The organism is Erwinia sp. 9145, from assembly GCF_000745075.1.
Taxonomy (GTDB): domain Bacteria; phylum Pseudomonadota; class Gammaproteobacteria; order Enterobacterales; family Enterobacteriaceae; genus Erwinia; species Erwinia oleae.
On sequence record NZ_JQNE01000001.1, the window covers coordinates 1694251 to 1717059 of the forward strand.

Annotated in this window: 18 protein-coding genes, 2 tRNA genes and 1 other RNA gene; 12 read left to right on the plus strand and 9 right to left on the minus strand. The window is 54.5% G+C overall.

Features of this window, described 5'->3' with window-relative positions; genetic code table 11:
• A complete protein-coding gene (locus tag FA91_RS08330) occupies window positions 1-744 on the plus strand; it encodes an EAL domain-containing protein (protein ID WP_034914482.1) in 744 nt (247 codons plus the stop codon).
• A gap of 81 nt (window positions 745-825) precedes the next feature.
• A complete protein-coding gene (locus FA91_RS08335; RefSeq protein WP_034914485.1) occupies window positions 826-2262 on the plus strand; it encodes a YdiU family protein in 1437 nt (478 codons plus the stop codon).
• Between the two features lie 32 nt (window positions 2263-2294).
• Here the strand turns inward: FA91_RS08335 and FA91_RS08340 are convergent, their stop codons facing one another.
• Together FA91_RS08340 and FA91_RS08345 are read right to left on the minus strand one after the other, a co-directional pair.
• The gene (locus tag FA91_RS08340; protein WP_034914489.1) at window positions 2295-3341 is read right to left on the minus strand and encodes a 3-deoxy-7-phosphoheptulonate synthase; all 1047 of its coding nucleotides are present in this window, start codon (window positions 3339-3341) and stop codon (window positions 2295-2297) included.
• A 145-nt stretch (window positions 3342-3486) separates the two neighbouring features.
• Window positions 3487-4320 carry a pyruvate, water dikinase regulatory protein gene (locus FA91_RS08345; RefSeq protein ID WP_034914493.1) on the minus strand — a complete coding sequence of 278 codons (834 nt, stop codon included), beginning with the start codon at window positions 4318-4320 and terminating at the stop codon, window positions 3487-3489.
• Between the two features lie 437 nt (window positions 4321-4757).
• Between FA91_RS08345 and ppsA the strand changes: the two genes are divergently transcribed.
• Window positions 4758-7139 (plus strand): phosphoenolpyruvate synthase, encoded by a 2382-nt coding sequence (gene ppsA, locus FA91_RS08350; RefSeq protein ID WP_034914496.1) that lies wholly within the window; start codon window positions 4758-4760, stop codon window positions 7137-7139.
• Window positions 7140-7202: 63 nt separating this feature from the next.
• Here the strand turns inward: ppsA and rprA are convergent.
• An RNA gene (gene rprA / locus FA91_RS20480) (antisense sRNA RprA) lies at window positions 7203-7313 on the minus strand.
• 258 nt (window positions 7314-7571) lie between these two features.
• Window positions 7572-8684 carry an AI-2E family transporter YdiK gene (ydiK, locus tag FA91_RS08355; protein WP_034914499.1) on the minus strand — a complete coding sequence of 371 codons (1113 nt, stop codon included), beginning with the start codon at window positions 8682-8684 and terminating at the stop codon, window positions 7572-7574.
• Window positions 8685-8899: 215 nt separating this feature from the next.
• On the opposite strand from ydiK, the gene FA91_RS08360 reads away from it, so the two are divergent.
• Together FA91_RS08360 and FA91_RS08365 are read left to right on the plus strand one after the other, a co-directional pair.
• On the plus strand, window positions 8900-11953 hold the full coding sequence (locus tag FA91_RS08360) for an FAD-binding and (Fe-S)-binding domain-containing protein (protein WP_034914502.1): 3054 nt from the start codon (window positions 8900-8902) through the stop codon (window positions 11951-11953).
• Window positions 11953-12384 (plus strand): hotdog fold thioesterase, encoded by a 432-nt coding sequence (locus FA91_RS08365; protein ID WP_034914505.1) that lies wholly within the window; start codon window positions 11953-11955, stop codon window positions 12382-12384. Before FA91_RS08360 ends, FA91_RS08365 begins: the two co-directional genes overlap by 1 nt.
• 26 nt (window positions 12385-12410) lie before the next feature.
• On the opposite strand, the gene FA91_RS08370 is transcribed toward FA91_RS08365, so the two are convergent.
• Window positions 12411-12815, minus strand: coding sequence for a hypothetical protein (locus tag FA91_RS08370; protein ID WP_034914509.1), 405 nt, complete (start codon window positions 12813-12815; stop codon window positions 12411-12413).
• A gap of 391 nt (window positions 12816-13206) precedes the next feature.
• On the opposite strand from FA91_RS08370, the gene sufA reads away from it, so the two are divergent.
• From sufA to FA91_RS08405, 7 genes are all read left to right on the plus strand, one after another.
• Window positions 13207-13581, plus strand: coding sequence for a Fe-S cluster assembly scaffold SufA (gene sufA, locus FA91_RS08375; protein ID WP_034914511.1), 375 nt, complete (start codon window positions 13207-13209; stop codon window positions 13579-13581).
• Window positions 13582-13586: 5 nt separating this feature from the next.
• Window positions 13587-15077, plus strand: a complete 1491-nt coding sequence (gene sufB, locus FA91_RS08380) for a Fe-S cluster assembly protein SufB (RefSeq protein WP_034914514.1) — start codon at window positions 13587-13589, stop codon at window positions 15075-15077.
• Window positions 15078-15133: 56 nt separating this feature from the next.
• Window positions 15134-15880: a Fe-S cluster assembly ATPase SufC gene (gene sufC / locus FA91_RS08385; protein ID WP_034914516.1), complete on the plus strand. Its 747-nt coding sequence runs from the start codon at window positions 15134-15136 to the stop codon at window positions 15878-15880.
• Window positions 15855-17138: a Fe-S cluster assembly protein SufD gene (gene sufD / locus FA91_RS08390; protein ID WP_034914518.1), complete on the plus strand. Its 1284-nt coding sequence runs from the start codon at window positions 15855-15857 to the stop codon at window positions 17136-17138. Before sufC ends, sufD begins: the two co-directional genes overlap by 26 nt.
• Window positions 17135-18358, plus strand: coding sequence for a cysteine desulfurase SufS (sufS, locus tag FA91_RS08395; protein WP_034914520.1), 1224 nt, complete (start codon window positions 17135-17137; stop codon window positions 18356-18358). The genes sufD and sufS overlap by 4 nt, the downstream gene beginning before the upstream one ends.
• A 27-nt stretch (window positions 18359-18385) precedes the next feature.
• Window positions 18386-18802 (plus strand): cysteine desulfuration protein SufE, encoded by a 417-nt coding sequence (gene sufE, locus FA91_RS08400; protein ID WP_034914522.1) that lies wholly within the window; start codon window positions 18386-18388, stop codon window positions 18800-18802.
• Between the two features lie 75 nt (window positions 18803-18877).
• The gene (locus FA91_RS08405) at window positions 18878-19873 is read left to right on the plus strand and encodes a L,D-transpeptidase family protein (protein WP_034914523.1); all 996 of its coding nucleotides are present in this window, start codon (window positions 18878-18880) and stop codon (window positions 19871-19873) included.
• A gap of 131 nt (window positions 19874-20004) precedes the next feature.
• On the opposite strand, the gene FA91_RS08410 is transcribed toward FA91_RS08405, so the two are convergent.
• The 4 genes from FA91_RS08410 to FA91_RS08425 form a co-directional block, all read right to left on the minus strand.
• Window positions 20005-20241 (minus strand): major outer membrane lipoprotein, encoded by a 237-nt coding sequence (locus tag FA91_RS08410; RefSeq protein ID WP_007374746.1) that lies wholly within the window; start codon window positions 20239-20241, stop codon window positions 20005-20007.
• Between the two features lie 288 nt (window positions 20242-20529).
• Window positions 20530-21942 (minus strand): pyruvate kinase PykF, encoded by a 1413-nt coding sequence (gene pykF, locus FA91_RS08415; protein WP_034914528.1) that lies wholly within the window; start codon window positions 21940-21942, stop codon window positions 20530-20532.
• Window positions 21943-22346: 404 nt separating this feature from the next.
• Window positions 22347-22423 (minus strand) — tRNA-Val (locus tag FA91_RS08420).
• Window positions 22424-22425: 2 nt separating this feature from the next.
• Window positions 22426-22502, minus strand: a tRNA-Val gene (locus tag FA91_RS08425).
• Window positions 22503-22809 lie beyond the last annotated feature (307 nt).

Below are 22809 nucleotides of genomic sequence, written 5' to 3' on the forward strand. Positions count from 1 at the left end.
ATGAAAATCTATCTGGAAGCGGATTACAAAAGCTACACGGCATTTTATCCCCTCTACAGCTTCGACGGGCGGCTGCTCGCTGTCGAACTGCTCACGCATTTTTCCCACAGTACGGCAAATGTCGCCATCCCATACGATATGCTACTGCCGCAGCTCAATGAAGCACAGCGCGTGGCGCTTTTTCAAAATCAAATAAACTGTGTGGAAAAGCACCAGGTTTTTTTTCGGCAGCACAATGTTAACGTGGCAATAAATATTGATGAGCTACTGGCAAAGGCAATACTTGAAAACGAAATGCTGTTGCACAGAATGGCTGCGCTCGAAATGATTTTGCTGGAAATCAGCGAAACATTTATCGGCATGAAAGAAGCAAAAGGAAATGATTTATTAAGTGGACTGAGTGAAAAATTTGCGTTATCGCTTAAAAACTACGGATCGGGTAAAGCACCCTCAACGGCAATCTACGATAATCTGTTCTGGCAGATTAAGTTTGATAAAGGGTTTATCCAACACAATTTTAATCGCCTTTCTTTCAAACCGTTTATTGGCAGCGTGATCGAGAATATTAAGCCGCACTGTCAGCAAATTATTGTGCAGGGTATTGACGATCTGGCCGCGCTGGAGAAAATCCGGCGCTTTGCGTTTAGCGGTATTCAGAGTTCGCTTTTCTCATTTGCCGGTGAAGAGACGCTTGATGCGCTGCTTCAGCCACCTGCCATACTGATCGAGCCGCCGACGCAATAACCCCGCACTCATTCCGTATTAAGCCACGCTCCTTCGGTCTACACTCAGGTCAATGTATTGAGGCAGTCGCAAGGAGTGAATATGCAATTTAACAACACCTGGCATGATGAGCTGGAGGGGTTCTACACCCGCGTCGCGCCCATGCCGCTGAAGGGTGCCCGGCTGCTTTATCACAGCGGCTCGCTGGCGCGCGAGCTGGGAATGGATGACGAGGCGGTGCGTGGCAATAGCGCGGTGCTGAGTGGCGAAGCACTGCTGCCCGGTATGCAGCCGCTGGCACAGGTCTACAGCGGTCATCAGTTCGGCGTCTGGGCCGGGCAGCTGGGCGACGGTCGCGGGATCCTGCTTGGCGAACAGCAGCTCCCGGACGGCAAAAAGTGGGACTGGCATCTGAAAGGCGCAGGGCTGACGCCTTATTCACGCATGGGCGACGGGCGTGCCGTGCTGCGTTCGACGCTGCGCGAGTTTCTCGCCTCGGAAGCGATGCATCACCTCGGCGTACCCACCTCGCGCGCGCTGAGCGTGATCGCCAGCGACGAACCGGTTTACCGTGAAACGGTCGAGCGTGGCGCAATGCTGCTGCGCGTGGCGGAAAGCCACCTGCGGTTCGGTCATTTTGAGCACGTTTTTTATGCGCGGCAGCCGGATAAGGTGCGCCAGCTTGCCGATTACGCCATCCGCCACCACTGGCCGCAGTGGCAGGAGGAGCAGGATCGCTATCTGCTGTGGTTCAGTGATGTGGTGAAGCGCACCGCGCGAATGATTGCGCGCTGGCAGAGCGTCGGCTTTGCCCATGGCGTGATGAATACCGATAACATGTCAATACTGGGGCTGACGCTGGACTACGGGCCTTATGGTTTTCTTGACGACTACCAGCCCGATTTTATCTGCAATCATTCGGACTATCAGGGGCGCTACAGCTTTGAAAATCAGCCGATGATCGGTCTGTGGAACCTGAACCGGCTGGCCCATGCGCTCTCCGATCTGCTTACTACCGAACAGTTAAAGCAGGCGCTGGCGGGATATGAAACTGAACTGATGCGCAGTTGGGGAGAACTGATGCGCGCGAAGCTGGGGCTGGTCACGCAAAGTCGGGAGGATAACGATCTGCTTACCGGTTTACTGTCACTGATGACGCGCGAAGGCAGCGACTACACGCTGACCTTCCGTTTGCTGAGCGCAACCGAACGGCAGCAGGCGCAGTCGCCGCTGCGCGATGAGTTTATCGATCGCGATGCGTTCGATAACTGGTACACGCTTTACCGGCGGCGGCTGGCGCAGGAAGAGATAAGCGATGCGGTGCGCCAGCAGCAGATGAAGCTCGCCAACCCGGCGATTGTTCTGCGAAATTATCTGGCGCAGGCGGTGATTGAAGCGGCGGAAAAAGGGGATATCAGCGTGCTGACGCGGCTGCATCAGGCGCTGAGCAATCCGTTTGAGGATGCGCCAGCCTTTGCCGATCTGACGCGGCGACCACCGGACTGGGGTAAAAAGCTGGAGGTGAGCTGCTCAAGTTGAAAAGCGCGCGGGAAACCCGTCCCGCGCGGCGATCAAAAACGTGTATCCACCGCCCTGGCGAGGGTGTCCAGCACCGCTTCGCTGTCCTTCCAGCCGAGGCAGGGATCGGTAATGGACTGACCGTAAACCAGCGGCATGCCGGGCTGCACTTTCTGCGTACCTTCCTCAAGAAAGCTTTCAATCATTACGCCGGCGATCGCGCGGGAACCGCCACGGATCTGCGCAGCGATGTCATCGGCCACGGTTTTCTGACGTTGATGTTGCTTCAGGCAGTTGCCATGGCTGAAATCCACCACCAGCTGTTCCGGCAGAGAAAAATCACGCAGCCTCGCCGCTGCCGCTGCAATATCTTCCGCATGATAGTTCGGCTGACGGCCACCGCGCATGATCACGTGTCCTGAGGGATTGCCGCTGGTCTGATAAATGGTCATCTGCCCGTGCTTATCAGGCGAAAGGAACATATGGCTGACGCGCGCGGCGCGGATCGCATCCACCGCAATCTGGATGTTGCCATCGGTTCCGTTTTTAAAACCTACCGGACAGGAGAGCGCCGAGGCCATTTCGCGATGGATCTGACTCTCGGTGGTGCGCGCGCCAATGGCGCCCCAGCTAATCAGATCGGCGATGAACTGGCCGATCACCATATCCAGAAACTCAGTCGCCGTTGGCATGCCGAGCGCATTGATATCCAGCAGAAGCTTGCGCGCCACGCCAAGCCCGTGGTTGACGCGAAAGCTGCCGTCCAGATCGGGATCGGAAATCAGTCCTTTCCAGCCGACGACGGTGCGCGGCTTTTCGAAGTAGGTGCGCATCACGATTTCAAGGCGCGAATGATATTTGTCGCGCAGCGCGGTCAGCCTGGCGGCGTACTCCAGCGCCGCTTTAGGATCATGCAGCGAGCAGGGGCCAATCACGACCAGCAGACGCGCATCGTCACCGGAAAGGATACGGGCGATACGTTGTCGTGACGCTGTCACGTTTTCTGCAATGGCAGAGGTAACAGGGTGCCGTTTAATCAGCTCATCGGGCGTAATAAGGCTTTCGATGCGCGCGGTCCGCAGTTCATCCGTTTTGTTCATAGCAATCTCTGAATTTTTGTCTTCGCAGCGGTGGTAGTACCGGGAAGTGATGGCGATCACAATAAACCAAACTGCGGCGATTTCAACTTAAAGTACGCTCAGATAAAAAGGGTCATTATTCTCGCCCTCTTCGCGGGCAAAACCGTCAGTACATGCGACGGGTCAGACCGGTGATGTCAAGGATGCGTGTGGCAATCTCCTCAACTGAATAGTTGGTGCTGTTAAGGTAGGGAATTTGATGCGTGCGGAACAGCGCTTCCACTTCACCCACTTCCAGCCGACACTGACGCATTGAGGCGTAACGCGTATTTTCGGCGCGCTCCTGACGAATAGCGGCAAGACGTTCCGGATCGATGGTCAGACCAAACAGCTTGTTCTGAAAGGTTTTCAACGCGGGCGGCAGCTTCAGATTATCCATATCATCGGCAATAAAAGGATAGTTGGCGGCGCGAATACCAAACTGCATCGCCAGATAGAGGCTGGTAGGCGTTTTTCCGCAGCGTGATACGCCAAGCAGGATCACCTGCGCTTCTTCCAGCCCGCGAAGAGAAATGCCGTCGTCGTGCGCCAGCGTGTAATCAATGGCCGCGATGCGCGCATCATATTTGCCGAGGTTGCTGGCCGTCAGGCCATGCGTGCGGTTGGCGACCGGCGCTGGCGCAATGCCCAGTTCCTGCTGGAGCGGCGCCACCAGTGACTGCATAATGTCCTGACAAAAGCCGTCGCTTTGCAAAATGATTTCGCGGATCTCCGGCGCGATAATGGAAATAAACACCAGCGGTCGCACGCCGCTGTGCTGATAAAGCGCATTGATCTGTCCCTTTACCGCCTGAGCGCGCTGAACATTTTCCACAAAAGGCAGCGTGACGCTGTTGATACCCACGGGAAACTGCGACAGCACGGCATGACCGAGTACCTCTGCGGTGATCGCCGTGCCGTCAGAAATATAAAAAACGCTGCGTTCGCTGCCAGTGTCCATCTTTTCTCCCGTTATGAAATGTGGTGTTAACCGCAAAACATGATGCCGTATTCGCAGTAAATTAAGAATAGCGACTCTGTGAGAAGAAGACATTCTTTTGCTGATGTTTCCCGTCATAACATTTATGAAATGTCGTTTCTGTAAACTATGCGTAAAAATAGCCCTTTCCTCAAAAAGCATTCTTAATGGCTATCAAAAAAAGCGTTGCGCAAATCCTTTTTCCTGAAAATGACGCTGCAAGTCTATTTCGTTAATTTTTAAGGATTTGTCTTATTTATACTGTTGCGCAACGGAATAAAACCGCGCGGAGTTTTCTTAAAAGTCGTTTTTTTTTCTGCTTGAACGATTCAATAGTTTCTTTCCTGTACGTGAATGTGCCAGGCTCAAAACGCATTATTAATCCCTTATAGTTAATAAATTTTAAAAGGATTGCTTCAATGTCCAATATAGGCGAGTTGCCGCTTGTGCTTTGGTATAACCAACTTGGCATGAACGATGTTGATCGTGTGGGAGGCAAAAATGCCTCCCTGGGTGAAATGATTACCAATCTGTCTTCGCTCGGCGTTTCCGTTCCGAACGGCTTTGCGACGACCTCCGATGCTTTTAATCAGTTCCTCGATCAAAGCGGCGTGAATCAGCGTATCTACGATTTGCTGGATAAGACCGATATTGATGATGTTGACGAGCTGGCTAAGGCGGGCAAACAAATTCGTCAGTGGATCGTGGAGACGCCTTTTCAGCCCGCGCTGGAGGAGGCGATCCGCGAGGCGTACCAGCAGCTCTCGTCTGACGACGCTGAGGCCTCGTTTGCCGTGCGCTCCTCAGCCACCGCAGAGGATATGCCTGACGCCTCCTTTGCGGGTCAACAGGAAACGTTTCTTAACGTGCAGGGTTTTGACGCCGTACTGATCGCGGTGAAGCACGTTTACGCCTCATTATTTAACGATCGCGCTATCTCTTATCGCGTGCATCAGGGCTATGACCACCGTGGCGTGGCGCTCTCTGCGGGCGTGCAGCGGATGGTACGTTCAGATCTGGCCTCAGCGGGCGTAATGTTCACCATTGATACCGAATCCGGTTTCGACCAGGTGGTCTTTATCACTGCGGCCCTCGGCCTTGGCGAGATGGTGGTGCAGGGGGCGGTTAACCCTGATGAATTCTACGTGCATAAGCCTACGCTTGAGGCCAAACGCCCGGCCATTGTCCGTCGTACCATGGGCTCGAAAAAAATCCGTATGGTTTATGCCGATTCGCAGGCCCACGGCGAGCAGGTCAGGATTGAAGACGTGCCGCAGGCGGATCGCGATCGTTTCTGCCTGACCGATGACGAAGTACAGGCGCTGGCCGCGCAGGCTTTGCAGATTGAAAAGCATTATCAGCGCCCGATGGATATTGAGTGGGCGAAAGACGGTCACACCGGCAAGCTGTTTATCGTGCAGGCGCGGCCCGAAACCGTGCGTTCAAACGGTCAGGTCATGGAGCGTTATACGCTTCAGGGCAAAGGCGATGTGGTGATTGAAGGCCGCGCTATCGGTCATCGTATCGGTGCGGGAGAAGTAAAAGTCATTCATGATATCAGCGAAATGAATCGCATCCAGAAAGGCGACGTGCTGGTGACCGATATGACCGATCCCGACTGGGAGCCGATCATGAAGAAGGCCTCCGCCATTGTCACCAATCGCGGTGGACGCACCTGCCACGCGGCGATTATCGCGCGTGAACTTGGTATTCCTGCGGTGGTGGGCTGCGGCCACGCCACGGACGTGCTGAAAGACGGACAGAGCGTGACGGTTTCCTGCGCGGAAGGCGATACCGGTTACGTCTACAAAGAACTGCTCGACTTTGAGGTGAAAAGTTCGCAGGTGGATGAGATGCCGCCGCTGCCGTTAAAAATCATGATGAACGTCGGCAACCCGGATCGCGCCTTTGACTTTGCCTGTCTGCCGAATGAAGGCGTGGGTCTGGCGCGTCTGGAGTTCATTATCAACCGCATGATTGGCGTGCACCCGAAAGCGCTGCTGGAGTTCGACCAGCAAACCCCGGCGATTCAGGCGCAGATCCGCGACATGATGAAAGGTTTTGACGATCCGGTTGAGTTCTATATTGCCCGACTGACGGAAGGGATCGCCACGCTTGGCGCGGCGTTCTCGCCAAAACGCGTTATCGTGCGTCTCTCCGACTTTAAGAGCAATGAGTACGCCAACCTGGTCGGCGGCGAGCGTTACGAACCGGAAGAAGAGAACCCCATGCTGGGCTTCCGTGGTGCAGGACGCTACGTGGCTGACAGCTTCCGCGACTGCTTTGCGCTGGAGTGCGCAGCGGTAAAACGCGTGCGCAACGACATGGGGCTGACCAATGTCGAAATTATGGTGCCGTTTGTTCGCACCGTGGCGCAGGCGAAGGCGGTGGTGGAAGAGCTGGGGCGTCAGGGCCTGACGCGTGGCGAAAATGGCCTCAAGCTCATTATGATGTGTGAAATTCCTTCGAATGCGCTGCTGGCCGAGCAGTTCCTGGAGTACTTCGACGGCTTCTCCATCGGCTCCAACGATATGACCCAGCTGGCGCTTGGTCTTGACCGGGACTCCGGCGTGGTTTCAGAGCTGTTTGACGAGCGCAATGACGCGGTGAAAGCGCTGCTGTCGATGGCGATCCGCGCCGCGAAGAAACAGGGCAAATACGTCGGTATCTGCGGTCAGGGGCCATCGGATCATGAGGATTTTGCCGCATGGCTGATGGAAGAGGGCATTGACAGCCTGTCGCTTAACCCGGACACCGTGGTGCAAACGTGGCTGAGTCTGGCGGAGATGCCTGCTAAATAATTAGCATCGCTAAGTCATAAACCCAAAAGGCCAGATTTTCTGGCCTTTTTTTACGGATTTTTTTTAAAAAAAAGCCCATCACATGGGATGGGCAAAGACTACACACAGCAATTCGTTAATTTTTTTCAAGGGTAAACCGTTGATCAAATATCATCGATTTAGTCGTGAACATGTGACTTATCTTATTAAGGTGGGAAGGATGAGTCTTTAAGAATCCTCTTATTAGTTAACCGATGGTAATCTTTTTTAATGCTTAGCGCTGATGAATACCTTAAAAGCTGTATTAAAGTTAATCAATTAACGCGCAACGTTTCTACAGCGCTCAAATAAGCGTCCGTTATGATAAAAATAACTAATCAAAGTAACTTAACGGGAAAGGAGAAACGTTCAGGAAACAGAGCAGCGGCCATGATTATGGCCGCAAAAGGTTAATTATTTTAATTCATGCTCAATTTCAGCAAGTTCTTCAACCACCTCCAGCGGATCATCGTGGGGCGCTGGCGCATCGTGCATCCAGACCAGCATCAGGCGATAAGAGACGGCCAGCACCACCGGCCCGATAAACAGGCCAATCATGCCAAAGGCGACCAGTCCGCCGATCACCCCGGAGAGGATCAGGATCATCGGCAAATCTGCGCCCATTCTGATCAGCATCGGGCGCAGCACGTTATCCAGCGTGCCCACCACACAGCTCCAGATCAGCAGCACCGTTCCCCAGGTGGTGTCACCGCTCCAGTAAAGCCAGATGATAGCGGGGATCAGCACCAGCAGCGGGCCGAGCTGAACCAGGCAGGAGAGGATCATCAGCACGGTAAGAATGGTGGCGTAAGGAATGCCGCAAATCGCGAGACCGATGCCGCCCAACACACCCTGTACCAGCGCGGTGACCACCACGCCGAGCGCAACGGCGCGGATCGCCTGTCCGGCCAGCAGCACGGCTGCATCACCGCGACGCGATGCGAGACGGAACGCAAAGTGACGAATGCCCTGCGCCACCTGTTCGCCACGCCAGAAAAGCAGCACACTGAACAGCAGCATCAGCCCAAGGTGCAGCATAAAGCGGCCAAAGTGACCGGCCTGGGCAAACAGAAACCCGCTGGTGCGCCCGATATAAGGCTGGATTTGCGTCAGCATCGCGCTGCCGCCGCCCTGGACAAGGTGATGCCAGCCCGAATAAAGCTTCCTGCCGACCAGCGGAATGCTCCTCATCCAGTGCATATCCGGCAGTTGAAACTGCTTTGAGGTTACCCACGCCACCACCGGCCCGCTGTTTTCAATCAGACTGTTGACCAGGATCGCCACCGGAATAATGAACAGGAGGATCAGAATCAGCGTCATGGCGATCACCGCCAGCGAGCGTCGTCCCCACAGCCAGCTCTGGAATTTGATCATCAGCGGCCAGCTGGCGATCACCACCATACTGGCCCAGGCGAAACCGAGAATAAACGGCTGAACCACCCAGACGCAGGCAACAATCAGCAGGGTGATAAACAGCAGGGAGAAGATGATTTGTGGGAAATCCCATCCTTTTTGTGCGATCTTCATGCGTAAACGTAACCTCAATAAAATAAGAACGATGTCGCTTTTCCTTGAAGCGTTCCCGGCTTCATCTTAATGATGCGGCATTAATCGCTTTTAAAACAGATCCGGCACGTTATTCTTTTCGCTGATGATTTTGAAATGGCGACAGGCCATAAAAAAATGTGATAAAACCCTTAAAGCGACAGTTTTTTTCACCTCAATTTTTTGGTCACCCGACAATGATCCCACAGATTTCTCAGGCGCCAGGCCTGGTTCAACTGGTGCTGAACTTTTTGCAGGCGTTAGAGCAGCAGGGCTTCACCGGCGATACCGCCACCAGTTATGCCGATCGCCTGGCGCTTTCAACGGATAACAGCATCTACCAGCTTCTGCCCGACGCGGCGCTTTTTCCCCGCTCAACCGCCGACGTTGCGCTGATCGCCCGACTGGCCGGGGAGCCACGCTTTGAGAGCCTGGTGTTCACCCCGCGCGGCGGCGGCACCGGCACCAACGGTCAGTCCCTGAACCAGGGGATCGTTGTGGATATGTCGCGTTATATGAACCGCATTCTCGACCTTAACGTCGAACAGGGATGGGTAAAAGTGGAAGCGGGGGTGATCAAGGACCAGCTTAACGCCTTCCTGAAGCCGTATGGCTACTTCTTCTCGCCGGAGCTTTCAACCAGTAACCGCGCCACGCTCGGCGGCATGATCAACACCGACGCATCCGGACAGGGATCGCTGGTGTACGGTAAAACCTCCGATCACGTACTCGGACTGCGCGCGGTACTGCTGGGCGGCGAGATACTTGATACGCGCCGGGTACCGGTATCGCTGGCTGAAGCCCTGGCGGCGGAGAAAACGCCGGAAGGGAAAATTTATCGTACGGTGCTGGAAAGCTGCCGCGACGGCAGGGCGTTGATCCTTGAGAAGTTCCCCAAACTGAACCGCTTCCTGACCGGTTACGACCTGCGTCATGCCGTCAGCGACGATCTACAGCATGTCGATCTCACGCGCATTCTCTGCGGTGCCGAAGGCTCGCTGGCGTTCATTGCGGAAGCGCGCCTTAATATCACCCCCATCCCGAAGGTTCGCCGCCTGGTGAATATTAAGTATGACTCCTTCGACTCGGCGCTGCGCAACGCGCCGTTTCTGGTGGAGGCGAAGGCGCTGTCGGTGGAAACTATCGATTCGAAAGTGCTGAACCTGGCACGGGAAGACATTGTCTGGCACTCGGTGAGCGAACTGATCGCCGACGTGCCCAACCGTGACATGCTGGGGCTGAATATTGTCGAATTTGCAGGTGATGATGAAGAGGCAATCAGTGAGCAGGTGACTTCGCTCTGCGCCCGGCTGGAAACATTAATGGCGGCGGGTGAAGCGGGCCTGATTGGTTTTCAACTGTGCGACGACCTGAGCGGCATTGAGCGCATCTACGCCATGCGTAAAAAAGCGGTTGGGCTGCTCGGCAACGCAAAGGGGCGCGCCAAGCCCATTCCCTTTGTGGAGGACACCTGCGTGCCGCCGCAGCATCTGGCGGACTATATTACCGAATTCCGTGCGCTGCTTGATGATCATCATCTCAGCTACGGCATGTTCGGCCACGTTGACGCAGGCGTACTGCACGTGCGGCCCGCGCTGGATATGTGCGATCCGCAGCAGGAGATGCTGATGAAACGGATTTCCGATGAGGTGGTGGCGCTGACGGCGCGCTATGGCGGCCTGCTGTGGGGCGAACACGGTAAAGGCTTTCGCGCGGCGTACAGCCCCGCCTTCTTTGGTGAGGCGCTGTTTACCGAACTGCGGCGAATCAAGGCGGCGTTCGATCCGGAAAACCGGCTCAATCCGGGCAAAATTTGCGCGCCACTCGGCGTCGATGAGCCGATGATGGCGGTGGATGCGGTGAATCGCGGCACCTTCGACAGGCAGATCCCGGTCAGCGTTCGCACCGACTGGCGCGGCGCCATGGAGTGCAACGGCAACGGGCTGTGCTTCAATTTTGACGTTAAAAGCCCGATGTGTCCGTCCATGAAGATCACCGGCGACCGCATCCATTCGCCCAAAGGGCGCGCGGCGCTGACGCGCGAGTGGCTGCGTCTGCTGGCCGGGCAGGGCGTCGATCCGCTGGCGCTGGAAAAGAGCCTGCCAGAGGAGAAGGTGAGCCTGCGCGGAATGATTGCCCGCACGCGCAACAGCTGGCATGCGAAGCGCGGCGAGTATGATTTTTCCCATGAGGTGAAAGAGGCCATGTCCGGCTGTCTCGCCTGCAAAGCGTGCTCAACCCAGTGCCCGATTAAAATTGACGTACCGAACTTTCGCGCCCGTTTCCTTCAGCTTTACCACACGCGCTATTTGCGCCCCGTCAGCGACCATCTGGTGGCCGGTGTCGAAAGCTATGCACCGCTGATGGCGAAAGCGCCAAAGGTCTTTAACTTTTTCCTGCGTCAGCCGCTGATGCGCGAAATGAGCAGGAAGCATGTCGGGATGGTGGATCTGCCGCTGCTCTCGTCGCCGAATCTTAAACAGCGGCTGGCCGGACAACCGGCGATGCGCACCACGCTTGAACAGCTTGAAAAAATGAGCGAGGAGGCGCGTGCGGGCTACGTGCTGGTGGTGCAGGATCCCTTTACCAGCTATTACGAAGCCCAATTGATTGCCGACTTTGTCGCCCTGATCGAAAAGTTAGGGTTTAAGCCCGTGGTGCTGCCGTTTTCGCCAAACGGTAAAGCGCAGCATATTAAAGGATTTCTGCAACGCTTTGCCCGCACCGCACGCAAGACATCCGACTTTCTCAACCGCGTGGCGGCGCTGGGGCTGCCGATGGTTGGCGTCGATCCGGCGCTGGTGCTCTGTTATCGCGACGAGTATCGTGAAGCGCTGGGCGACGAGCGCGGTGACTTCCACGTGCAGCTGGTGCATGAATGGTTGCAACAGGCGATGCCGCAAAGCGAGACAAAGGCGCAAAGCGGCGAAGCCTGGTATCTGTTCGGACACTGTACCGAGGTCACCGCGTTGCCATCGTCTTCAGCGCAGTGGACATCGATTTTTTCCCGTGTTGGCGCACGGCTGGAGAGCGTCAGCGTAGGCTGCTGCGGCATGGCCGGCACCTACGGACATGAAAGTAAGAACCTGAAAAACTCGCTCGGCATCTACGAGCTTTCCTGGCATCCCGCACTGCAACAATTTCCTCGCCAGCGCTGCCTGGCAACCGGCTACTCCTGCCGCAGCCAGGTGAAGCGCATTGAAGGAAACGGAATGCGTCATCCGCTACAGGCGCTGCTGGAGATTATTTGATGGCTATCTGGAAACGTGCGGCCACGCTGGAGACGTTGAACCAGCGCGGGGAGCAGACGCTGGCCGGACACCTCGGCATCGTCTTCACCGCCATCACTGACGACACGCTGGAAGCGACCCTGCCGGTTGATGCAAGAACGCGTCAGCCTTTCGGCCTGCTGCACGGCGGCGCCTCGGCAGCGCTGGCCGAAACGCTCGGTTCAATGGCGGGTTACCTGTGTACCGAAGGCAGCGACGTGGTAGTCGGTCTGGATATCAGCGCCAGCCACGTTCGTTCTGCCAGAGAGGGACGCGTTAAAGGCGTCTGTCGCGCGGCGCATCTGGGCCGCACGCATCAGGTATGGCTTATTGACGTATTCGATGCAGAAGGGCGGTTGTGCTGCGTCTCAAGGCTGACCACGGCGGTTTTGTCAGGCAGGCCAGAAGAGTGATATAATATGCATCTTTAAGACGGTTGCTACATGATCCATGAAGCCTGCTTAACAAAGTCGCTTTGCAGCCGGGTGGCCTGCTCCCAGTCGCCGTCTAACGCCAGTTGATGACATAAACGCGTCAGCGTATGGCGGCCGAGCTGCCAGGCCTGCATGCGAAACAGACGTTCGCGCCCGGCATTGCCTAATTCAAGCAGCAGACGATGATGCAGCTTGCCCAGCGCGTGCAGATAGCTACGATCGTCGCCGTTAAGCTGGCAAAGCTCCGCCATATCGAGGCAGGTATCATTATATTTACGCAATTGTTCAAGGGTGCATTCAGGACGGTTAATTTTTGCCTGGGCCATATAAAAATCGACGGTAATATCACGTACCGAAAATTTATATTCATCAATTTTATGCTGCAACCAGGCATTGACCGACAGCGTCATAAGACAAACTCCCTGTTAAATGATAATCATTATCATATATTACCCGCAGCATTATTCAATATCACCAAAAAAAATTTTATCCATAAATGCTGCCGTTCAGAAAAATTGGTAATAACGATGTAACTTCTCTCTTTATTGCCTGAAACCATGCTTAATTAAAATCGGCCAGGAAGATTTTTTATTTTTTTGTAATTTATCAATGGGTTATTAGTTAATACATTCATCGCGCATTGAATATACTAAACCTCGTGACAGGGTCTAAACTCTATAGAGACGGCGAAAAAAAGCGCTGTAAGCCTTAATCCCTGCAAAACAAGAGGTTGAAGCGATATTCAATATCACTAACATAGAGGCATTAGCCCACAGGGCTATCGACTCGTGAGGTAAATATATGCCATCAGCCACTACCACTTCTTTTTCTCCGGATGACTTCGTCTGGAAAGGCCTGACGCTGACTGACAGCGCTGCGCAGCAAATTATTGCGCTGGCCGGAAACGATCCGCACGTCAAGGGGCTGCGCCTGGGTGTCAAAACGTCCGGTTGCGCGGGCTTCGGCTATACGATGGATCTGGTTAAAGAGCCCGCCGATGACGATCTGGTTTTCGTTAACAACGGCGCGCACCTCTATGTGCCTCTTCAGGCCATGCCCTTTATTGACGGTACGGAAGTCGATTTCGTTCGCGAAGGCCTGAATCAGATATTCAAATTTAATAATCCTAAAGCTCAACACGCCTGCGGCTGTGGTGAGAGCTTTGGCGTTGAGTAAACCTTATGTCTCGTCCTACTGAAGCATCAGATGATGTGCAGATCTGGGAAGGAAACCAGCAGAAATATAAAGAAGGCTTCTTCACGCAACTGCAAACCGAAGAGTTTGAAAACGGTATCAGTGAAGAGGTGGTGCGCGCCATTTCTGCCAAACGCAATGAGCCGGAATGGATGCTCGACTTCCGCCTGAAGGCTTACGCGGCCTGGCTGGAAATGGAAGAGCCGCACTGGCTGAAGGCGAATTACAAATCGCTGGACTATCAGGATTACAGCTACTATTCGGCACCCTCATGCGGCAACTGCGATGACAGCTGCGCGTCTGAGCCCGGCGCGAAACAGGGCGGTGGCGCACAGCCGAGCTACCTGACCGAAGAGGTGGAAAACGCCTTTAACCAGCTCGGCGTGCCGGTGCGCGAAGGGAAAGAGGTGGCGGTAGACGCCATTTTTGACTCGGTTTCCGTTTCCACCACCTATCGCCACAAACTGGCGGAGCAGGGCATTATTTTCTGCTCGTTCGGTGAAGCGATCCACGATCATCCTGAACTGGTGAAAGAGTACCTCGGCACCGTTGTCCCGGCGAACGACAACTTTTTTGCCGCGCTCAACTCGGCCGTTGCCTCGGACGGCACTTTCGTTTACATCCCGAAAGGCGTGCGCTGCCCGATGGAGCTCTCCACCTATTTCCGCATTAACGCGGCGAAAACCGGTCAGTTCGAGCGTACCATTCTGATTGCCGATGAAGGCAGCTACGTCAGCTACATCGAGGGCTGTTCTGCGCCGGTGCGCGACAGCTATCAGCTTCATGCGGCGGTGGTTGAAGTTATCATTCATAAAGATGCGGAAGTGAAGTACTCCACGGTACAGAACTGGTTTGCCGGCGGCGAAGCGGAAGGTGGCATTCTCAACTTTGTTACCAAACGCGCGCTCTGTGAAGGCGAGAACAGCAAGATGTCGTGGACGCAATCGGAAACGGGTTCCGCCATCACCTGGAAATACCCCAGCGTGATTTTGCGCGGCGACAACTCAATCGGTGAATTTTTCTCCGTGGCGCTGACCAGCGGACATCAGCAGGCCGATACCGGCACTAAGATGATTCACATCGGTAAAAACACCAAATCGACCATCATCTCGAAAGGTATTTCTGCCGGAAAGAGTCAGAACACCTATCGCGGCCTGGTGAAAATCATGCCCACCGCGACCAACGCGCGTAACTTTACCCAGTGCGATTCGATGCTGATTGGCGCCGACTGTGGCGCGCACACCTTCCCGTATGTGGAAGCGCGTAACAATACCGCTCAGTTGGAGCATGAAGCGACAACGTCACGTATCGGCGAGGATCAGCTTTTTTACTGCCTACAGCGCGGTATCAGCGAGGACGACGCGATTTCGATGATTGTTAACGGCTTCTGTAAAGACGTTTTCTCCGAACTGCCGCTGGAGTTTGCGGTTGAAGCTCAAAAATTGCTGGCGATAAGCCTTGAACACAGCGTGGGCTGAGTCCTGACGTTTACGGTCATTGCGTGCAGTGCTGATGGCACTGCCAGGGAAACACTATGTTAAGTATCAAAGATTTACAGGTTAGCATTGAAGACAAAGCGATCCTGCGCGGGTTGGATCTGGAAGTGAAGCCCGGTGAAGTCCATGCCATTATGGGCCCGAACGGCTCAGGGAAAAGTACGCTTTCCGCCACGCTGGCGGGCCGCGAAGAGTATGAGGTTGTGGGCGGTTCCATCAACTTTAAAGGCAAGGATCTGCTTGAGCTGTCTCCGGAAGATCGCGCCGGTGAGGGCATCTTTATGGCCTTCCAGTATCCGGTTGAGATCCCTGGCGTCAGCAATCAGTTCTTCCTGCAAACGGCGGTTAACGCCGTACGCAAATACCGCGAGCAGTCTTCGCTGGATCGCTTCGATTTTCAGGACTTTATTGAAGACAAAATCCATTTGCTGGAGATGCCTGAAGATTTGCTGACCCGTTCGGTCAACGTCGGCTTCTCCGGCGGCGAGAAAAAACGCAACGATATCCTGCAAATGGCGGCGCTGGAGCCTGAACTGTGCATCCTTGATGAAACCGACTCCGGTCTGGACATCGATGCGCTGCGCATTGTCGCAAACGGCGTTAACACGCTGCGCGACGGCAAGCGCTCGTTTATCATTGTTACGCACTATCAGCGCATCCTTGATTATATCAAGCCGGATTTTGTGCACGTGCTTTACCAGGGCAAGATCGTCAAGTCCGGCGACTTCTCGCTGGTGAAACAACTGGAGGAGCAAGGCTATGGCTGGCTTACCGACCAGGAGTAGTGACAACGCCCTGCAACAGTGGCACCACCTGTTTGAAAGCCGCGGCGCCAGCCGCTCGTTGCAGGCGCAGCAGCACTGGCAGCAGGTTTTGCGCCTTGGACTGCCCACGCGTAAGCAGGAAAACTGGAAATATACCCCGCTCGACGGTCTGTTTTCCCAAAACTTCGTTCTGCCCGCCGCCGTCGCGCTTAAAGCAGATGAGGCGGCCGCGCACGCGCTCAATATTGATGCAGTTAAAATGGTGTTTGTTGACGGGCGCTTCCAGCAGGCGCTGAGCGACACGGCATTCGATCGGTTTGATATTCAGGTGACCGCGGCCGGCGAGCGTCGTGAACTGAACGCACCGGTGCAGCCTGATGTGTTCCTGCATCTGACCGAGAGCCTGGCGGAAGAGGTAACGACTATCCATCTGCCGCGCGGTCAGTCCGCTGCGCGCCCGCTCTATCTGCTGCATATCAGCAGCGGCAGCGGCGAGGCAGAGATGAGCACCTCACACTATCGTCACCATCTTCAGCTTGATGATGGCGCAGAGGCGACCATCATTGAACATTACGTCAGCCTGAATGAGACAACGCACTTCACCGGCGGGCGTTTTACCGCCAGCGTGGGCGACAACGCTGCGCTGACGCACTACAAGCTGAGTTTCGAGCACAGCAGCAGCTATCACTTTGCTCATAACGATCTGGTTATCGGTCGTGATGCGCGGGTACAGAGCCACAGCTTCCTGCTGGGTGCCGGTCTGTCGCGTCACAACACCAGCGTGCAGCTCAACGGCGAGGGGTGTGAGTTAGGCATCAACAGCCTGATGCTGCCGGTGGAAAAAGAAGTGAATGACAGCCGTACTTACCTGGAGCATAACAAAGGTTACTGCCAGAGCCGTCAACTGCACAAAACCATCGTTCGCGACAAAGGCCGCGCGGTGTTCAACGGCATGATCAAAGTGGCGAAGCACGCGCTGAAAACGGACGGACAGATGACCAACAACAATCTGTTGCTGGGCCGTCTGGCGGAAGTGGACACCAAGCCGCAGCTGGAAATTTATGCTGATGATGTAAAGTGCAGCCACGGCGCGACCATTGGTCGCATCGACGAAGAGCAGATGTTCTATCTGCGCGCGCGCGGTATCAGCGAAGAGTCAGCGCAGCGCATGATTATCTATGCGTTTGCCGCTGAATTAACCGAAGCCATTACGGATGACGTGCTGAAAGAGGCGGTGATGCAACGCATTGCGCAGCGTTTTCCCGGAGGCATTAAATGAGTTTTGATCTCGCCCGCATCAGAGCCGAGTTTCCTGTCCTGACCAGAGAAGTGAACGGTCAGCCGCTGGCCTATCTCGACAGTGCCGCCAGCGCGCAGAAGCCGCAGGCGGTAATCGATGCGGAGAGCCGCTTCTATGAGCATGGCTACGCCGCAGTGCATCGCGGTATCCATACGCTGAGCGCCGAAGCGACAACCGAAATGGAGAACGTGCGCACGCAGGCGGCGCGCTTTCTCAACGCCGCCTCGACGGAAGAGATTGTGTTCGTGAAGGGCACTACCGAAGGGATCAACCTTGTCGCCAGCAGTTGGGGCGGCAGCCAGCTCCAGGCGGGCGATAACATCATTCTGACCGAGATGGAGCATCACGCGAACATCGTTCCCTGGCAGATGGTGGCGAAGCGCGTGGGCGCTGAAGTTCGCTTTATTCCCCTGAATGAAAACGGCGAGCTGGATCTGTCGGTACTGCCGACGCTGATCGACAGCCGCACGCGTTTGCTGGCTTTAACGCACGTTTCAAACGTGTTGGGTACGGTTAACCCGGTCAAAGAAATTATTGCGCAGGCCAAAGCCGCAGGCGTGGTGACGCTGATAGACGGCGCGCAGGCGGTGATGCACCAGAAGGTCGACGTGCAGGATCTGGACTGCGATTTTTATCTTTTTTCAGGCCATAAAATCTATGGTCCTTCCGGCATCGGCATTCTGTACGGACGTAAAGCGCTGCTGGACATCATGCCGCCATGGGAAGGTGGCGGTTCGATGATCGCCACCGTCAGTCTGACCGAAGGCACCACCTATGCCGCAGCGCCATGGCGCTTCGAAGCCGGTTCGCCGAATACCGGCGGCATCATTGGCCTGGGCGCCGCACTGACGTGGGTCAGCGCGCTGGATCTGGATGTTATCCATCAGCGTGAACAGGCGCTGATGCGCTATGCGATGGATAAGCTCGCCACCGTGCCGGATCTGACGATTTATGGCCCGCAGTCGCGTTCCGGCGTGATCGCCTTCAATCTTGGTAAGCATCATGCTTACGATGTGGGCAGCTTTCTCGATCAGTATGGGATAGCCATCCGTACCGGCCATCACTGCGCCATGCCGCTGATGACGCATTACGGCGTTCCGGCGATGTGCCGCGCCTCCTTCGTTCTGTATAATAGCGAAGAAGAGGCCGACCGCCTGGCGGCTGGTCTGATACGTATACACCGTTTGCTGGGCGGCTGAGGCCGTCCGCAGACAAGGGAGGAAGGAATGGCCACGCTGCCGGACAAAGAAAAACTGGTGCGCAATTTTTCGCGCTGCGCTAACTGGGAAGAGAAGTATCTCTACATTATCGAGCTGGGCGCCACGCTGCCAGAATCCTCTGAATCCTTACATAAGCCGGAGAACGCGATTTCCGGTTGTCAGAGCCAGGTATGGATACTGATGCATACCGACGAGGCCGGGCGGGTGGTGCTGTATGGTGACAGCGATACGGCTATCGTTAAGGGACTGATTGCTATTGTTTTTATTCTTTATCAGCAGTTGACGCCCGCCGAAATCGTCGCCTTTGACGTTCGTCCCTGGTTCGGGCAGCTGGCGCTGACGCAGCACCTGACGCCAACACGTTCGCAGGGGATGGAAGCGATGATCCGCGCCATTCGCCACAAAGCACAGGTACTTTCATAACGCCAGATTGCTACACTTCTCCACAGGCCTCCCGTTTCGACGGGAGGTTTCTTTATGTTGAACGGGGAAATTTGCATGAGACCGCTGTTACATCTTGCCACGTTACTTTTTACGTTTACCGCCTCGCAGTATGCTCTCGCCACAGACTATCCATTACCCGCTGAAGACAGTCGCCTGATTGGCGAAAACGCGACTTACACCGTCCCTGCGGATGGCCGTTCACTGGAAGCGATTGCCTCGAAGTGGAAGATCGGTCTGCTGGGCATGCTTGAGGCCAATCCCGGCACCGATCCCTGGCTTCCAAAAGCAGGAACCACCCTGACCATTCCGCAGCAAATGCTGCTGCCGGACACGAAACGGGAAGGCATTGTGGTCAACGTCGCCGAACTGCGGCTCTATTATTATCCAAAGGATGAAAACAGGGTCATCGTCTACCCGATAGGTATCGGACAGCTTGGCGCGAATACGCCTGCGATGGTGACCAGCATCAGCCAGAAGATCCCGAATCCTACCTGGACACCGACGCCGAATATAAGAAAACGCTACGCCGCCGAAGGTAAAACGCTGCCGGTAACGGTGCCGGCCGGGCCGGACAATCCTATGGGGCTGTTTGCCATGCGTCTGGCGTACGGCAAAGGACACTATCTGATCCACGGCACCAATGCTGACTTCGGGATAGGGATGCGCGTCAGTTCAGGCTGCATTCGCCTGCGGCCCGATGACATCGAAGCGTTGTTTAACAGCGTACCGAAGGGCACACGGGTACAGATTATCAACCAGCCCGTAAAGTATGCCGTTGAACCGGACGGTAAACGCTATATAGAAGTGCATCAGCCTCTTTCCCATAACGAGAAAGACGATCCGCAGACAATGCCGTTGACGCTGAGTCCGGCAGCGAAAAAATTCGTTAAAAGTTCGCTAAGCGATCACGCAGTGATTAAGCAGGCGATGGAACGTCGCGCGGGGATGCCAATTCTGGTGAGCACGGGTGAGCCGGTTAGCGAAGCATCGGTAAATCCTCAGCAAAACGCCGTTGAAGCGCCGAAGAACAGTGAGGCTGGCCCTGAGTAGGGTCGATGCTGAACACACGTAGAAAGGGGCCTGAGGCGTTTTAACGCGCTGTACACAAGGAAGTGTCTGGCAGGTTGAAAAAAGGCAAAAAAAATGGCGCACACTGTGCGCCATTTTCAGTACCAGAACTCTTACTTACGGTAAGAGTGAGCCTGGTTATCCAGACGCTGGTTAGCACGAGCTGCGTCATCTTTAGCAGCCTGAACGTCAGAACGGATTGCGTTCACGTCGTTGCTCAGCTGGTCAACTTTAGCGTTCAGAGTCTGAACATCAGAAGACAGTTGGTCGATTTTAGCGTTGCTTGAACAACCGGCCAGCAGAGTTGAACCCAGAATTACCGCGCCCAGTACCAGTTTAGTACGATTCATTATTTATACCCTCTAGATTGAGTTAATCTCCATGTAGCGTTACAAGTATTACACAAACTTTTTTCTAATGAGAATAATTTTTTAATGAGAACGTGCTTAAATTTGATCGTTCGCTCAAAGAAGCATCGTCTTTGACTTTTAATGTAAAAAAAAGAGGGAAAACAGGTGGGTTTAATCGGATATGTCTTAGGTTTGGTGAAAAATCATACACCTCATTTCAGACAGGTTTCCTGCCTGAGCTGTAAAAAAAGCGCCACTGAGGGCGCTTTTTTATTCCTCACGTCATAATTACAGAACGTGAACGGACGACGTGTTGGTCGTACCGCTTGGTACCAGCGCGCCGGAAACCATTACGACGACGTCGCCTTTCTGAGCATAGCCGCTTGCAACCGCCGCTTCTTTGCCAAGACGATAGAAATCGTCAGTCGAGGCAATCTCTTTCACTACGCTGGTGATAACCCCTTTGCTGAGCAGCAGCTGACGCGCGGTCTGCTCGTTAGTGGTTAATGCAAGGATGGTGGCGTTAGGGAAGTATTTACGTACGGATTTGGCAGACTTACCGCCCTCGGTCGCTACCACGATCAGCGGCGCTTCAAGATTTTCAGCCGTTTCTACCGCGCCGCGGCACACCGCTTCGGTGATGCGCATTTTGCGATTCTCCTGCTGAGAATCAATGCGGCTTTTCATGACGCGATCGGTACGTTCGCAAATGGTCGCCATGATGGTGACCGACTCAAGCGGATATTTGCCTTTCGCACTTTCACCAGAAAGCATAACAGCATCGGTGCCGTCCAGAATGGCGTTAGCCACGTCGCCTGCTTCAGCGCGGGTCGGGCGCGGATTCTTAATCATGGAATCCAGCATCTGGGTGGCGGTGATCACCACTTTGCGTGCTTTATTACATTTTTTGATCATCATCTTCTGTGCGAAGATCACTTCTTCCACCGGAATTTCAACGCCAAGGTCGCCACGCGCAACCATGATGCCGTCGGAAGCTTCCAGGATCTCGTCGAAATTGTTCAGACCTTCCTGGTTTTCAATTTTAGAGATGATCTGGATGTGCTCGCCGCCGTGCTGCTTAAGGTGCTCACGGATCTCAAGTACATCTGAACGCTTACGAATAAAGGAAGCGGCAACGAAGTCAACGCCCTGTTCGCAGCCGAAAATCAGATCGCGTTTGTCTTTTTCAGCCAGCGCAGGCAGTTGGATAGAAACGCCCGGCAGGTTAACGCCTTTGTTTTCACCCAGGTCGCCGTTGTTCAACACGCGGCAGACCACGCTGTTTTCCGTCACGTCGGTTACGGTCATGCCGATCAAACCATCATCAACCAGCACGGTGTTGCCCACTTTCAGATCGCTGGTGAAACCGGCGTAGGTCACCGCCACGCGATCGCTGTTGCCAATCACCGCTTGATCGGTGGTGAACGTAAAGGTCTGACCCGCTTTCAGCGAAACGTCACTGCCGCCTTCCAGCTTCATGGTGCGAATTTCCGGGCCTTTGGTATCCAGCAGGATAGCCGCCTGGTGGCCGGTATTCTTCATCACGGCGCGCAGGTTAGTAATACGTTGACCGTGCTCTTCGTAGTCGCCGTGGGAGAAGTTGAGACGCATGACGTTCATGCCTGCTTCGAGCAGGTTAGTTAATACTTCTTCAGATTCAGTTTTTGGGCCGATAGTACAAACAATTTTTGTCTTTTTCATGACGAATTATCTATTAAGTTGTGATGGATGAGAAAGTGACGATCCCGGTACTGATAGTGTATTGCGAAGGACCGGAGAAGAATTTGTGCCTGGATAAGAAAAGACGATACAGACTAAGAATAGGTGACAGTAATGAGACGTGCAGAAGAAGTTGGCTGAAGGGTTCAGCGGGCGTATTGCCAGAGGCTATCGTTTTAAAAAAAGGGTCTACCATACGCTGGAACCATTCAGGTGAAACAACGTTTCGTATTATAGCGATTCAACTGCGTGAAAACCAATTAAAAAACGTGGTCTCATCAAGGAATTAGCGAATTCTTCAGGAAAGTAGCGTGAAAAAAGGGAGGGGATTTCCAGGAATTTATGGAGAACAAGCGCTGCCGTCTGCAATGAGAGGCGAAAGATAATGGTGCGTCCGAGTGGACTCGAACCACCGACCCCCACCATGTCAAGGTGGTGCTCTAACCAACTGAGCTACGGACGCACTGGTGCGTTCTAGAGGACTCGAACCTCCGACCCCCACCATGTCAAGGTGGTGCTCTAACCAACTGAGCTAAGAACGCTTTTTTTACTTCATCTTTCACACTGCGGCTTTGTTGGCTGCACTCGCTCACCCCAGTCACATACTGATGTATGCTCCTGCGGATTCGACGCGTTTGCCGCCGCGCCTCAGCGTGAAATCTTTCGTAAAAGCTTCAACTTTCACACTGCGGCTTTGTTGGCTGCTTCCGCACCACAGTGAAATACTTACGCTGTCCTGACGACAGCGGGGACGAATATTAACGACAGCGCCTGCGGCTGGCAAGCGGAAATCCGCATTTTTCTGCATGACTGCTGCGCAACTGTGCGAAGCGCAGCAATTTTAAACAT

What these genes read in the sequence shown, in the direction of transcription:
- FA91_RS08330 (WP_034914482.1), top strand. Translation starts at nt 1, where the DNA reads ATGAAAATCTATCTGGAAGCGGATTACAAAAGCTACACGGCATTTTAT.
- FA91_RS08335 (WP_034914485.1), top strand. Translation starts at nt 826, where the DNA reads ATGCAATTTAACAACACCTGGCATGATGAGCTGGAGGGGTTCTACACC.
- FA91_RS08340 (WP_034914489.1), bottom strand. Translation starts at nt 3,341, where the DNA reads ATGAACAAAACGGATGAACTGCGGACCGCGCGCATCGAAAGCCTTATT.
- FA91_RS08345 (WP_034914493.1), bottom strand. Translation starts at nt 4,320, where the DNA reads ATGGACACTGGCAGCGAACGCAGCGTTTTTTATATTTCTGACGGCACG.
- ppsA (WP_034914496.1), top strand. Translation starts at nt 4,758, where the DNA reads ATGTCCAATATAGGCGAGTTGCCGCTTGTGCTTTGGTATAACCAACTT.
- ydiK (WP_034914499.1), bottom strand. Translation starts at nt 8,684, where the DNA reads ATGAAGATCGCACAAAAAGGATGGGATTTCCCACAAATCATCTTCTCC.
- FA91_RS08360 (WP_034914502.1), top strand. Translation starts at nt 8,900, where the DNA reads ATGATCCCACAGATTTCTCAGGCGCCAGGCCTGGTTCAACTGGTGCTG.
- FA91_RS08365 (WP_034914505.1), top strand. Translation starts at nt 11,953, where the DNA reads ATGGCTATCTGGAAACGTGCGGCCACGCTGGAGACGTTGAACCAGCGC.
- FA91_RS08370 (WP_034914509.1), bottom strand. Translation starts at nt 12,815, where the DNA reads ATGACGCTGTCGGTCAATGCCTGGTTGCAGCATAAAATTGATGAATAT.
- sufA (WP_034914511.1), top strand. Translation starts at nt 13,207, where the DNA reads ATGCCATCAGCCACTACCACTTCTTTTTCTCCGGATGACTTCGTCTGG.
- sufB (WP_034914514.1), top strand. Translation starts at nt 13,587, where the DNA reads ATGTCTCGTCCTACTGAAGCATCAGATGATGTGCAGATCTGGGAAGGA.
- sufC (WP_034914516.1), top strand. Translation starts at nt 15,134, where the DNA reads ATGTTAAGTATCAAAGATTTACAGGTTAGCATTGAAGACAAAGCGATC.
- sufD (WP_034914518.1), top strand. Translation starts at nt 15,855, where the DNA reads ATGGCTGGCTTACCGACCAGGAGTAGTGACAACGCCCTGCAACAGTGG.
- sufS (WP_034914520.1), top strand. Translation starts at nt 17,135, where the DNA reads ATGAGTTTTGATCTCGCCCGCATCAGAGCCGAGTTTCCTGTCCTGACC.
- sufE (WP_034914522.1), top strand. Translation starts at nt 18,386, where the DNA reads ATGGCCACGCTGCCGGACAAAGAAAAACTGGTGCGCAATTTTTCGCGC.
- FA91_RS08405 (WP_034914523.1), top strand. Translation starts at nt 18,878, where the DNA reads ATGAGACCGCTGTTACATCTTGCCACGTTACTTTTTACGTTTACCGCC.
- FA91_RS08410 (WP_007374746.1), bottom strand. Translation starts at nt 20,241, where the DNA reads ATGAATCGTACTAAACTGGTACTGGGCGCGGTAATTCTGGGTTCAACT.
- pykF (WP_034914528.1), bottom strand. Translation starts at nt 21,942, where the DNA reads ATGAAAAAGACAAAAATTGTTTGTACTATCGGCCCAAAAACTGAATCT.